Source organism: Micromonospora reichwaldensis (assembly GCF_031845925.1).
GTDB classification, from domain to species: Bacteria; Actinomycetota; Actinomycetes; order Mycobacteriales; family Micromonosporaceae; genus Micromonospora; species Micromonospora reichwaldensis.
In genome coordinates, this window is the sequence record NZ_JAVRFL010000028.1 from 1 (window position 1) to 11,608 (window position 11,608).

Annotated in this window: 14 protein-coding genes; 10 read left to right on the plus strand and 4 right to left on the minus strand. The window is 75.6% G+C overall.

The features are described from left to right. The first annotated feature begins 105 nt into the window (after positions 1-105). Together RM555_RS21805 and RM555_RS21810 are read left to right on the plus strand one after the other, a co-directional pair. The gene (locus tag RM555_RS21805; RefSeq protein ID WP_311413480.1) at positions 106-342 is read left to right on the plus strand and encodes a preprotein translocase YidC; all 237 of its coding nucleotides are present in this window, start codon (positions 106-108) and stop codon (positions 340-342) included. A gap of 48 nt (positions 343-390) precedes the next feature. Further along, on the plus strand, positions 391-621 hold the full coding sequence (locus RM555_RS21810; protein WP_121398427.1) for a hypothetical protein: 231 nt from the start codon (positions 391-393) through the stop codon (positions 619-621). A gap of 29 nt (positions 622-650) precedes the next feature. Here RM555_RS21810 and rnhA read toward each other — a convergent pair whose 3' ends face one another. Beyond that, a complete protein-coding gene (gene rnhA, locus RM555_RS21815; RefSeq protein WP_311413481.1) occupies positions 651-1,130 on the minus strand; it encodes a ribonuclease HI in 480 nt (159 codons plus the stop codon). Positions 1,131-1,322: 192 nt separating this feature from the next. Between rnhA and RM555_RS21820 the strand changes: the two genes are divergently transcribed. Further along, positions 1,323-2,426, plus strand: a complete 1,104-nt coding sequence (locus RM555_RS21820) for a serine hydrolase domain-containing protein (protein ID WP_311413482.1) — start codon at positions 1,323-1,325, stop codon at positions 2,424-2,426. A 6-nt stretch (positions 2,427-2,432) separates the two neighbouring features. Here the strand turns inward: RM555_RS21820 and RM555_RS21825 are convergent, their stop codons facing one another. Continuing rightward, positions 2,433-3,683, minus strand: coding sequence for a lycopene cyclase family protein (locus RM555_RS21825; RefSeq protein WP_311413483.1), 1,251 nt, complete (start codon positions 3,681-3,683; stop codon positions 2,433-2,435). 143 nt (positions 3,684-3,826) lie between these two features. Between RM555_RS21825 and RM555_RS21830 the strand changes: the two genes are divergently transcribed. Further along, positions 3,827-4,969 (plus strand): serpin family protein, encoded by a 1,143-nt coding sequence (locus RM555_RS21830; protein ID WP_311413484.1) that lies wholly within the window; start codon positions 3,827-3,829, stop codon positions 4,967-4,969. On the opposite strand, the gene RM555_RS21835 is transcribed toward RM555_RS21830, so the two are convergent. Both RM555_RS21835 and RM555_RS21840 read right to left on the minus strand, forming a co-directional pair. Beyond that, entirely contained in the window at positions 4,942-5,478 is a 537-nt protein-coding gene (locus RM555_RS21835; protein WP_311413485.1) for a GNAT family N-acetyltransferase, read from the minus strand. The genes RM555_RS21830 and RM555_RS21835 overlap by 28 nt on opposite strands. Before the next feature lie 55 nt (positions 5,479-5,533). Continuing rightward, positions 5,534-5,869 (minus strand): winged helix-turn-helix transcriptional regulator, encoded by a 336-nt coding sequence (locus tag RM555_RS21840; protein WP_132239631.1) that lies wholly within the window; start codon positions 5,867-5,869, stop codon positions 5,534-5,536. A gap of 142 nt (positions 5,870-6,011) precedes the next feature. On the opposite strand from RM555_RS21840, the gene RM555_RS21845 reads away from it, so the two are divergent. The 6 genes from RM555_RS21845 to RM555_RS21870 all read left to right on the plus strand — a co-directional run bounded on the left by RM555_RS21845 (position 6,012) and on the right by RM555_RS21870 (position 11,531). After that, the gene (locus tag RM555_RS21845) at positions 6,012-6,896 is read left to right on the plus strand and encodes an NAD(P)-dependent oxidoreductase (RefSeq protein WP_311413486.1); all 885 of its coding nucleotides are present in this window, start codon (positions 6,012-6,014) and stop codon (positions 6,894-6,896) included. Then, positions 6,893-7,783 (plus strand): NAD(P)-dependent oxidoreductase, encoded by an 891-nt coding sequence (locus tag RM555_RS21850; RefSeq protein WP_311413487.1) that lies wholly within the window; start codon positions 6,893-6,895, stop codon positions 7,781-7,783. Before RM555_RS21845 ends, RM555_RS21850 begins: the two co-directional genes overlap by 4 nt. A gap of 110 nt (positions 7,784-7,893) precedes the next feature. Continuing rightward, positions 7,894-8,733 carry an ArsR/SmtB family transcription factor gene (locus RM555_RS21855; RefSeq protein WP_311413488.1) on the plus strand — a complete coding sequence of 280 codons (840 nt, stop codon included), beginning with the start codon at positions 7,894-7,896 and terminating at the stop codon, positions 8,731-8,733. Between the two features lie 408 nt (positions 8,734-9,141). Beyond that, positions 9,142-9,630: a hypothetical protein gene (locus RM555_RS21860; RefSeq protein WP_132239627.1), complete on the plus strand. Its 489-nt coding sequence runs from the start codon at positions 9,142-9,144 to the stop codon at positions 9,628-9,630. A 112-nt stretch (positions 9,631-9,742) separates the two neighbouring features. Next, the gene (locus RM555_RS21865; RefSeq protein WP_311413489.1) at positions 9,743-10,363 is read left to right on the plus strand and encodes a class F sortase; all 621 of its coding nucleotides are present in this window, start codon (positions 9,743-9,745) and stop codon (positions 10,361-10,363) included. A 64-nt stretch (positions 10,364-10,427) separates the two neighbouring features. Continuing rightward, positions 10,428-11,531 (plus strand): magnesium and cobalt transport protein CorA, encoded by a 1,104-nt coding sequence (locus tag RM555_RS21870; RefSeq protein WP_396888823.1) that lies wholly within the window; start codon positions 10,428-10,430, stop codon positions 11,529-11,531. Positions 11,532-11,608: the final 77 nt, after the last annotated feature.

Consider the following 11,608-nt stretch of genomic DNA (forward strand, 5'->3'; position numbering starts at 1 on the left):
GGTCGGGGGCGGGGGCGGGCGGGTTTTGGGTGGAGGGCTGCGGGTAGCCGGGGCGGACAACGGCATCGGCGGAACGCGGCGGTGCGACGGCACGGGGAGGCAGCGGTGGGGTATCGGGCGCGCGACGGGGAGCTGCCGGTCGATCCGGCGCACGCCGAGGACGAGGCCGGCCAGGCCCGGCTGGTGCAGGTCGAGGCGGACACCGACGTCCCGGCGCCGGACGACACGACGACGAGGCCCGACATCGTCACCGAGGACGACGGGTCGGGCATGGCGGGTGGCGCGTCGGGCAGCTCCAGCGGCGGCTCCGGCATGCCGGGCCACCCGGACGCGGCCCGCTGAGCGCGGCGGGGCACGTTTGCGGGCAGGCCACGGGGGCAGGAGAGCGGCATGACCGATCAGAACCGTACCGACCGGGCCGCCACCGACGAGCCGGACGGCGCCACCGCCATGCAGGCGTCGCTGCGTCCGCCGGGCGAGTCCCTGCGCAGCACCGACGACACCGGCGACGACTTCGCCGACCTGCCGGCCGAGGACCGGCGGTCGGCCCGGGAGGTCAGCCGCGCCGGCTACGACGTGGACGCCGTCTCCGGCACCACCGACCCGAGCCGCACCGAGTGACCTGAGCGCCGGCCCGCCCGCCGGTCCGATCAGCGACCGGCGGGTACCGCCGCCGCGCGGGCCTCGGTCATGCCCCGGTTGGCCAGCGCGTCGGCGCGCTCGTTCTCCGGGTGGCCGTTGTGCCCCTTCACCCACAGCCAGGTGACCTCGTGCCGGGCGCACGCGGCCTCCAACCGCTGCCACAGGTCGGCGTTCTTGACCGGCTGCTTCGCGGCGGTCCGCCAGCCGTTGCGCTTCCACGAGGCCAGCCAGCTGGTGATGCCGTTGCGCACGTACGTGCTGTCGGTGTGCAGTTCGACGGTGACCGACCGGGTCAGGCTCTCCAGGGCCTGGATGGCCGCCATCAGCTCCATCCGGTTGTTGGTGGTCGGGGTCGCCTCGCCGCCGCACAGTTCCCGCTCGTGCGCGCCGTAGCGCAGCACCACGCCCCACCCGCCGGGGCCGGGGTTGCCGCTGCACGCGCCGTCGGTCCAGATCTGCACGACCCTGCCGGCCGTCTCGTCCACCATGCCGGCAACCTACCGAATCCGCACCGCCTCCCCCGCCGTCGGGCGGCGGCGCCGCGCGGACGACCTGCCGCGCGAACCCGCCCGACGGTCGGCACGTCGCCGCGACGAAGTCCTCGTCCGCCCCGCCGGCCCGGCGTCCGGCGGCGGAAAAGGCCGTGACCCGGCTTCCGGCCGCTGGCAGGATGACCTCCCGTGACGGGGAGCTGGGACAACCTACGGGCCGAGGTACGCGGCAGGATCGACGAGCTGGTGGCCTCCGGCCGCGAGGCCGGCGTGCAGGTGGCCGCCTACCTGCACGGGACGCGGGTGGTGGACGAGGTGGCGGGCGTGGCCGACCGCGCCACGGGTCGGCCGCTCACCTCCGGCACGCCGATCTGGAGCGTGTCGACCGGCAAGGGACTCACCGCGACCGTGGTGCACGTGCTCGCCGAGCGGGGCCTGCTCGACTACGACCTGCGGATCGCCGAGGTGTGGCCGGAGTTCGCCCGCCACGGCAAGGACGGGGTCACCCTGCGACACGTGCTGACCCACACGGCGGGCGTGCCCGCGCTGCCGCCCGACGTCACCGTCGCCGATGTCACCGACTGGGACCGGATGTGCGGGATCGTCGCCGACAGCGTGCCGCTCTCGGCGCCGGGCGACGTGCTCGCGTACCACGCCTGGACCTTCGGCTGGCTGGTCGGCGAGGTGGTCCGCCGGGTCACCGGTCGGCGGATCTCGCGGGTGCTCGCCGAGGACGTCGCGGGGCCGCTCGGCGTGCCCGGCGAGCTGCTCTTCGGGGTGCCCGAGGCCGAACTGGGCCGGCTGGCCCCCGTCGCCGACCGCAACCTCTCGGCCCTGCTGGACTGGGCCGCCGCCAACCTGCCGAACTTCGACCGGGTCGCGCCGCCCGGTCTCCGGCCGGACGCCAGCGTCGGCACCCGGGACGACTTCCTCCGCGCCGACGTTCCGGCCACCGGGACGATGTCCGCCCGGGCCGTCGCCCGGATGTTCGCCGCGCTGATCGGCGAGGTCGACGGCGTACGCCTGATCTCGCCCGAGCGGCTGCGCGAGGTCAGCGCCGTCGCGGTGCGCGGCACGGAGTGGGTCTTCGGCCAGGAGGGGAGCTTCGGCCTGGGCTACGCGGTCGAGCCGGACGGCGCGTTCGGCTCCGCGGGCAGCGGCGGCAGCCTCGCCTACGCCTATCCGGACCTCGGCCTGACCGTGGCGGCGACGAAGACGCTGCTCGGCGCCGGCGACGGCGACCCGATGGAGGAACTGCGCGTCCTGATCCGCGACGCCGTCCGCGTCAGCTGAGGCGGCTCATCCGTCGGCGTCGGCCCGGTCGCCGACCACCGGTCGCGGGACCGTCCAGGTCGCCGCGCGCCGGGTCGGGTCGACGCGGTCGCGGAGCCGGGCCACGGCGTCGCCAGCGGTGGCGGCGACCATCGGCCGCAGCCGGGTGGTGCTCATCAGCGCCACCTCCTCCGCCGGGGTGGTCGCGCCGTCGAGGAACCGCAGCACCCGCTCGGCGGGATTGCGGTCGAAGAGCCGGCCGAAGAAGTCGGGCCCGCCGACGCCGCCGGCGTCCAGCGCCCGGAGCGCGACCGCGTCCATCCAGCGGTGCCGACGGGGGTACGCGGAAGCGGGCACCGGCGGGCGGCCGGCCGCGAGGGCGCGGGCGACCTGCTCGGCCTGGCGGTGCATGGCGGAGAAGGTGAAGCCGGTGGAGGGTCGGGTGGCGCCGCCAGCCGTGCCCAGGCGGACCACCCGGGGCGAGGGTCGGGCCTCGAACGGGCCGTCGGTCATCGGGATCACCCCGTTCTCCACCTCGCGGACGGTCAACCGGGCGGGGTCGAGGCCGAGCAGGTCCCGGTAGCCGGCCAGCGCCGCGTCGTAGCCGGCGTCGGTGAGCAGGTCGGGACCGAACTCCGTGTACTCCACCAGGGCGTACCGGTCGCTGACCGGCAGGACGTACCCGAACGACACGCCCCGGACGGGCTGCGGGGTGCGGAAGTCCATCAGGACGGCCCGGGCCGGGTCGAAGACCGGCGTTGCGGACTCCAGCCACCAGCCCCGGAAGTGCTGGAGCCAGTTGGTGCGCCCGGGTCGCCGGGGCGGCCGGGGCCGGGAGTCCAGCACCCAGGACGCGCGGACGGCCGGCCCGGCGCCGCCGGCGCGTACCGTGACGTGCCCGCCGTCGTCGTGCAGGGCGTCGACGGGCGCGACGATCCGTCGCACACCGAGCCGCCGCTCGGCCTCGGCAGCCCGGGCGTAGACCGGGCCGGAGCGCAGCATGGCGTACCGCAGGGGGGCCAGCTCGAGCACGCGGCGGCCGTCGGGTGTCGCCACCTCGACCTGGTCCCAGCTCGCGGCCAGCAGCGGGTCCAGGTCGCTGCCGGGACGGTCCCAGAACGCCCAGGTCCGGTCCTGGCCGCGCCGGTGGACCGGGTCGACGACGGCGACCCGGAGGTCCCGCACGCCGTGCCGCTCCAGGGCCGCGAGGACCAGCGACGCGGCGCCGCCGCCGCCGACCAGCGCCAGGTCGACGTCCAGCGCCGCGGAGGTGTTCACGCCGCCCACGCTGCCACACCACCGGGGGCGCCCGGGCACCGACCGGCCCGGGTCGGGGGCGTCGGCCGGTCGCCGGACGGCGGTAGGGTGCCAGCGGTCGCCCCCGGGCGACGGCCACCGCGCAACCGGGAGGACGCCCGCCGATGAGCATCACCGCCGCCAACGCGCTCACCGCCCGTTGGGCGTCCACGGTGGACAACGGGCAGACGGTCGTCTCCGGCGCCGGCGTCTATCCGCTGCTGGCGCTGCTCGCCCGCCACGCGACCGGTCCGGTCCGCGACGAGTTGCTCGCGGTCGCGCCGGAACCGGCCCGGTTCGACCTGGACCGCTCCCCCACCACTCGGCTCGCGCTCGCCGCCTGGGCGCGGCGGGACCTGCCGTTGGCCGACCGGTGGTTGCGGGAGGTGCCGGCGGTCATGCGCGGGGAGCTGACCGGCGATCCGGCGCACGACCAGCGGGCCCTCGACGGGTGGGCCGCGACCCACACCGACGGCCTGGTCCCCCGGATGCCGGTGCGGGTCACCCCGGCGACCGCGATGGTGCTGGCCAGCGCACTGTCGCTGCGCACCGAGTGGGCCGCGCCGTTCCGCGACGCCTGGTGCCAGCCGTCCGCCGGGCCGTGGCACGGTCGCCGGCTCGTCGGGCTGAGCCGGACGAGCTACGACCTCGACGCGCTGCGGGCCGCCGACACCCCCGCCGGCCCGCTCAGCCTGCTGACCGTGCGGGGCGCCGAGGACGTCGACGTGGTGCTCGCCCTGGGCGCGCCGCAGCACGGGGCGGCGGAGGTGCTGCCGGCCGCCGTCGGCGCGCTCGAGGTGCCGGCCGCGCTGCCCGTCGCCGCCGGCCCCGGCGTCGACGAGCAGGTCGTCGACGCCCTCGACGACCGGCCGGAGCTGCTCGTCCGCACCGTGGCCTTCACCGTCTCCGCCGACCACGACCTGCTGAAGCGGGCCGCGCTGTTCGGCCTGTCCACCGCGGCCGGCGACGGCGACCACTTTCCCGGCATCTCCCGGCTCCTGGCGGTCTCGCAGGCGCGGCAGAGCGCCACGGCCACCTTCAGCGCGACGGGTTTCCGCGCCGCCGTGGTCACCGCCGTCGCCACGCGGGCGGGTTCCGCCCGCCCGCGGCTCACCGCCCGCAGGCGGCGGGTATGTTTCGACGTCGACCGGCCCTTCGGCTTCCTCGCCGTGCACCGGCCCACCGGGCTGGTGCTGCTCGCCGGCTGGGTGACCGAGCCCGACGCCGCGACGCCCGACGCTCAGCGGTCCCCGGCCCGCTTGCGGTAGACGACCTGCCGGCGCAGCGGACCGGAGGCGACCTCCGGGTCGTCGAAGTCGTCGGCCGGATCGGTGGTCATGCCGAGGCGACGCATCACCGCCTGCGAGCGCAGGTTGGTCGCGGTGGTGATGGCCAGGATCTCCGGCAGCCCGACGGTGTCGAAGCCGTACCGCAGGACGGCCCGGGCCGCCTCGGTGGCGTAGCCGTGGCCCCAGGCGGAGCGGGCGAGCCGCCAGCCCGCCTCCACGCCGGTGACCGGCACACCCTCGTCGACCCGGTCGAGCCCGGCGAAGCCGACGAACGCGCCGCCGGCGCGGACCTCGACGGCCCAGAAGCCGTAGCCGAGCCGGTCGAGGTCGGCCTGGAACGCGCGCGCCGAGGCGGCGGCCTGCTCGGCGGTGAGCAGCGGCCCGAGGTGCTCGCGCACCTCCGGATCGGCGTTCATCGCGGCCCACGGCGAGAGGTCGGACTCCCGCCAGTCGCGCAGCAGCAGCCGTTCGGTCCTGATCTCCGTCACCGCGCGACCCTACGCGCCGGGCAGCCGCCGGGGCACGCGGATTCGCGCCGGCCGGTCAGTCCCGGGGGATGGCCTCGATGGTCGCCATGTTCCGCTCGCCCCAGTCGCCGAGCGGCATCAGCGCCTCGTTGAGGGACCGGCCGAAGTCGGTCAGCGAGTATTCCACCTTCGGCGGGACCTGCCGGTAGACCTCGCGGTGCACGAGGCCGTACGCCTCCATCTCGCGCAGTTGCTGGATCAGCATCTTCTCGCTGATCCCGGTGATCCCCCGGCGCACCTCGGCGAAGCGGCGGGGACCCCCGTCCAGCTCCCACAGGATCAGCGCCTTCCACTTGCCGCCCACGACGTCGATCGCGGCGTCGAGCCCGCACGTGTAGGTCCGCTTCTTCACGTCGCCCCGCTCTCACTTACCAAAAGGTGAGTACCTGAGAAAATAGTCGGTACTTGATGCTTCGCGCGTACGGAAACAGGATGGGACCGGCCCGGCGGCACGCGCAAGGGCCGAGCCACCCCGTCCACGAAGGAGCACTTCCGTGACCGACCGCGACCTCTCCCCGGTGACCGTGCTGGGCCTCGGGCCGATGGGCCGGGCCCTCGCCGGCGCGCTGCTGGCCGCCGGCCACCCGACCACCGTCTGGAACCGCACGGCCGCCCGGGCCGATCCCCTCGTCGCACGTGGCGCCCGGCGGGCGCCGACCGTGGAGGAGGCCGTCCGCGCGAGCCCGCTCGTGCTCGCCTGCGTCATCGACTACGCCGCCGTCCGCGCCGTCGTCGAGCCCGCGGTCGAAGCCCTCGCCGGGCGCACCCTGGCGAACCTGACCGCCGACACCCCGCAGCGGGCCCGGGCGATGGCGGCCTGGGCCGCCAGGCAGGGCGTCGACTACCTCGACGGCGCGATCATGACCCCGGCCCCCACCATCGGCGGGTCCGCGGCGCTGGTGCTCTACAGCGGGCCCGAACGGGTCTGGCACGCCCAACGGGACACCCTGCGGAGCCTGGGCGGCTCGGCCGACTGGCTGGGCCCGGACCCGGCTCGTGCGGCCGCCCACGACGTGGCGCTGCTCGACGTGTTCTGGACCGCGATGAGTGGCATCGCGCACGCCTTCGCCCTGGCCCGGGCGGAGGGGATCACGGCGACCGAGCTCGCGCCGTACGCCAAGGGGATCTCGGGCCTGCTGCCCGACCTCGTCGACGACCTGGCCGGGCGGATCGACGTCGGCAACCACGCCGCCGACGTCTCCACCATCGCCTCCGCCGCCGCCACCATGGCGCACATCGTCGAGGCGGCCGAGGGGCACGGCATCGACACCGGCACGCTCCGGGCGGCCAACGCCGTCGCCGCCCGCGCGGTGGACGCCGGGCACGGTGCCGACGACTTCTCCCGGCTGGTCCGGGTGTACGCGGAGACGGCCGCGTGAGCGCCCCACGCCACCGGCCCGTCGCCGTGCTCGGGCTCGGTGCGATGGGCAGGGCCCTGGCCGGCGCGCTGCTCGCCGCCGGCCACCCCACGACCGTGTGGAACCGGTCGCCGGAGCGCTCCGCCGCGCTGGCCGGGGCGGGAGCGGACGTGGCGGGCTCCGCCGCCGAGGCGGTCGCGGCGGGCGAACTGGTCGTGGTGTGCCTGCTCGACGACGACGTCACCCGCCGGGTGCTCGAGCGGGCGGCGCCGGCCCTGGCCGGGCGGACGGTGGTGAACCTGACCAACGGCACCCCCGCGCAGGCCCACCGGCTCGCGGAGTGGGTGACCGCGCGGGGCGCGAGGTACGTCGACGGCGGCATCATGGCCGTGCCGTTCATGATCGGCCAGCCCGGCGCGTTCGTGCTCTACAGCGGCGCGGAGGACGCCTTCCTCGACTGGCGGGACACCCTCGAGGCGTTCGGCGACGTCCACTGGCTCGGCGCCGACCCCGGTCGGGCGGCCGTGCACGACCTGGCCCTGCTCGCCGCCATGTACGGCATGTTCGGTGGATTCCTGCACGCCACGGCGATGGTCCGCGCGGCCGGCACGCCGGTGGGCCGGTTCGCGCCGATGGTGACCGGGTGGCTGACCGCCATGCTCGGGGAGCTGCCCGCCATGGCGGCGGCCGTCGACTCGGGCGAGCACGACGCCGACGGGTCCTCCCTGCGGATGCAGGCCGCCAGCTTCGGCAACCTGCTGGCGGCCTGCCGGGACCTGGGGGTCGACGCCGGGCTGATGCGCCCGGTGCGTGACCTGCTGGACGAGGCGGTCGCCCGGGGCCACGGTGAGGAGGGCCTCTCCGCGCTGGTGGGGCTGCTGCACGACGACGTCGGCCGCCCGGCCTGACCGCTCCCGCCGCCTCCCGACGGGCCGATGCGGCGACACGCTGGACATGCAGTCGCCCGGTTGCCTAACCTGACAGGCAGCCGGGTGGTTGCATGTGCGAGGTGGGCAGGGTGGACGACGTGTTCCGGGCGCTGGCCGACGCGAGTCGGCGCCGGCTCCTCGACGACCTCAACCGGCAGGACGGGCAGAGCCTGCGCGAGCTGTGCACCGGGCTCGACATGACCCGCCAGTCGGTCAGCAAGCACCTGGCGGTGTTGGCGGCGGCCAACCTGGTGACCACCGTGCGACGCGGCCGGGAGAAGCTGCACTACCTCAACCCCGTCCCGATCAACGCCGTCGCCGAACGATGGATCGACCGCTACGACCGCGAGCGGGTGCGCGCACTCGCCGACCTACGGACAGCTCTGGAGCGGGAGCCGATGGACAGTCCCACCTTCGTCTACACCACCTACGTCAACACCACCCCCGAGAGGCTCTGGGCCGCGCTGACCGAGCCGGAGTTCACCCGCCGCTACTGGGGCGGCGTCGCGCTGCGTTCCGACTGGCGGGTCGGCTCCCCCGTGCTCTGGCAGGACGAGCCGGGCGGCGAGTTCCGCGACCTCGGCCAGCGCGTACTGGTCGCCGAGCCGTTCCGCCGGCTCTCCTACAGCTGGCACGGCTTCCAGCCGGAGCACGCCGCGCACTTCGGCTGGTCCGCCGAGGAGTTGGCCGCCCGGCTCGGCGAGCGGAGGTCCCGGGTCACCTTCGACATCGCCCCGTACGGCGGGTTCGTCAAGTTGACCGTCACCCACGAGGACTTCTCCCCGGGCAGCGAGATGTACCGGGCCGTCAGCGGCCAACTCGACGGCAGTGGCGGCTGGCCGGAGCTGCTGGCCAGCCTCAAGTCGCTGCTGGAGACCGGGGAGCCACTGCCTGAGCCGCGCCCCGAGAGCGCCACCGCGCAGGGCTGACCCCGTCGCGGCACGCGGCCGGCACCGGCGGACCCCGCTGCCCCGGCGACCGGAACGGCGGCCCGGTCCCGCCCGGAGCAAAGCGGCCAGGACCGGGCCAACGCGGCGGGCCGGGCGCGTACGGCCCGTCGCGGGGCACCGTTCCCGAGCGGGACCGGGGCGGCCCAGCCGCGACAGCACGCCCCCCGGTGACATCGGCACGGCCAACCCTCGCGGGTGGGCCGTGCCGGCGTTTCCGCTGCTCCCTCCGCCTCGGGGGTGGACACGTGACGGCAACGAGGATTTCTCATTTTCACCGGATCGGGGTCCCAACCCTCCTAGGGTTGGTCACACCGGTGCTAGTCACGGAGTTGGCCACCCGAACGACGTCCCACGCAGTCAGCGGACGAAAAGTGAGGGAAGACGCGTATGAAGGCAAAGACAGTTCTCGTATCGGCGGCGCTCGGCGTGGGTCTCGGCACGCTCCTGCTCCCCGGCGCGGCGCTGGCCGACACCGTCGTGTCACCGGCCACCACGCCGGTCGGCGGGACGGTCGTGCTCACCGCGACGACCTGCAACCCGAAGTCCGGCGACGCGATCTTCCGCGTCACCGGCCCCGACCGCGACCAGAACGTCCGGTCCACCACCGCGGCGGCCGGCGGCGGGCTGAGCGCCGAACTCTTCACCGCCGGCTTCACCCTGGGCACCTACACCGTGACCGCGACCTGCGGCGACGGCAGCGCGGCCGGCAGCGCCACGTTCACCGTCACCCCGATCGGTGGGGCCCAGGCCGGTGGGCGCGGCGGCACCGACGGGACCGGCGCGTTGGCGGCCGGTGGCGCCCTGCTCGGCTCTGCCGCGGGGGGCGCCCTGGTCCTGGCCCGCCGCCGGCGCCACATGGCGGCGGCCACGCTCTGACCGACGGCCCCGTGCCGTCCACTCCGGCAAGTCGTCCATCCCTGCAACGGGTGCCCGCACCGGTGAACCCACCGGAGCGGGCACCCGGGCGCACGCGTACGGAGGTGGGATCGTGTCCTGGCGCAGGCCCGGCTGGGCGGTCACGGTCGTCGTCCTGCTCGCCACGACCGGGCTCGGCCTGGTCGCCGCCGGGCTGGCGACGACCCCGCCCCGCCCGCCCCGGCCGGAGGCCGCCGACGCCCCCGCACCGGCCCGCTCCGCGCCGCCGGTGCCGCCGCTGCACCGGGCCGCGCCGGTCGACGTGCGGATCCCGGCCATCGACGTACGGGCACGGATCGTCCCCGTGGGCGCCGACGCCGACGGGCACCTGGAGGTGCCGCCGCTGGACCGGCCCACCCTGGCCGGCTGGTACCGGCACGGTGTCAGCCCCGGCGAGACCGGCAACGCCGTGATCGTCGGGCACGTCGACTCCGCCGCCGGCCCCGCCGTCTTCTTCGACCTCGGCCGCCTGCGGCCCGGCGACACCGTGCGGATCACCCGCGCCGACGCCAGCGTCGCCACCTTCGCCGTCGACGGCGTCGGGTCGTACCCGAAGGACCGCTTCCCCACCGACCTGGTCTACGGGCCCAGCGACGCGACCGGCCTGCGGCTGATCACCTGCGGCGGCCGGTTCGACCGGGACACCGGCAACTACGTCGACAACGTCGTCGTGTTCGCCACCCGGGTGCCGTGACCCCCGGCCCCGCCGGACCCGAGTACGGTGTCCGCGCGGATGCCGGTGCGGCGGAGGGGGACGGGTGGTTCGGCGGTCGAAGGAACGGGTCAGGCTGTCGGCCGTGTTCGACCGGCTGCTCGGCCGGCCGCTGCCCGGTCAGCGCGCGCCGGAGCCCCGTCGCGCCAATCCCGACGCCGTGGTCGACTGTGCCGTCTACGTCGGCGGGCGGCGCGAGCCCGGCCGCCCGCACTACGCCGACGCGTACGCCCGCAGCCGTCGCGGCCGCGACACCTTCGTCTGGCTGGGTCTGCACGAGCCCGATCCGGCGGTGATGGCGGCCGTCGGCCGCACCTTCGGGCTCGACGACCTCACCGTCGAGCAGGCCCTCGCCGACGGCCACCGCCCCACGGTGCGTCGCGAGGGCGACGTGACCCTGCTGGTCCTGCGCACCGCCCGTTACGTCGAGCACGCCGAACTGACCGACACCTCCGAGGTGGTCGACACCGGCGACGTGATGGTGCTGGTCGGCGACCGCTTCGCCGTCACGGTGCGGCACGGCGCCGCGGGCGCGCTCACCTGCGTACGCGCCGACGTCGAGCAGCGCCCCGCGGTGCTCGCGCAGGGCCCGTGGGCGGTCGCGTACGCGGTCTGCGACCGGATGGTCGACCTGTACCTGGAGGTCGCCGGGCACGTCGAGCGGGACCTGGAACGCGTCGAGGAGGCGGTGTTCGCCCGCGACCGATCGGCCGACATCCAGCACATCTACCAGCTCAAGCGGGAGGTGGTCGAGTTCAAGCGGGCGGTGCAGCCCCTCCAGGCGCCGCTGCGCTCCCTGCTCGACCAGCGGCCCGACAACCCGCCGCGCGGCCTGCACCGGTGGTTCGTCGACGTGGACGCCCGGCTGACCCGGGCGGTGGACCGGGTCGCCGCCTACGACGACCTGCTGAACTCGATCGTGCAGTCCCGGTTGGCGCAGCTCGCGGTGGAGCAGAACAACGACATGCGCAAGATCGCCGCGTGGGCCGCCATCGCCGCCACCCAGACCGGCATCGCCGGGATCTACGGCATGAACTTCACCAACATGCCGGAGCTGCACTGGCGCTACGGCTACCCCACCGTGCTCGGCCTGATGGCGCTGACCGCGTTCGCCCTGCACCGCCTCTTCCGCCGCTCGGGTTGGCTCTGAGCGCCGCTGCTCCAACGTGGACGGCTCCGGGATCGCGGGCGCGGGGCTGGTGCGCGGCATCGGGACCTCGGTGGCCC

Bases quoted from the DNA above. Each gene is read 5' to 3' on its own strand.
- RM555_RS21810 (WP_121398427.1), top strand. From the start codon at position 391: ATGACCGATCAGAACCGTACCGACCGGGCCGCCACCGACGAGCCGGAC.
- rnhA (WP_311413481.1), bottom strand. From the start codon at position 1,130: ATGGTGGACGAGACGGCCGGCAGGGTCGTGCAGATCTGGACCGACGGC.
- RM555_RS21830 (WP_311413484.1), top strand. From the start codon at position 3,827: ATGAGCATCACCGCCGCCAACGCGCTCACCGCCCGTTGGGCGTCCACG.
- RM555_RS21860 (WP_132239627.1), top strand. From the start codon at position 9,142: ATGAAGGCAAAGACAGTTCTCGTATCGGCGGCGCTCGGCGTGGGTCTC.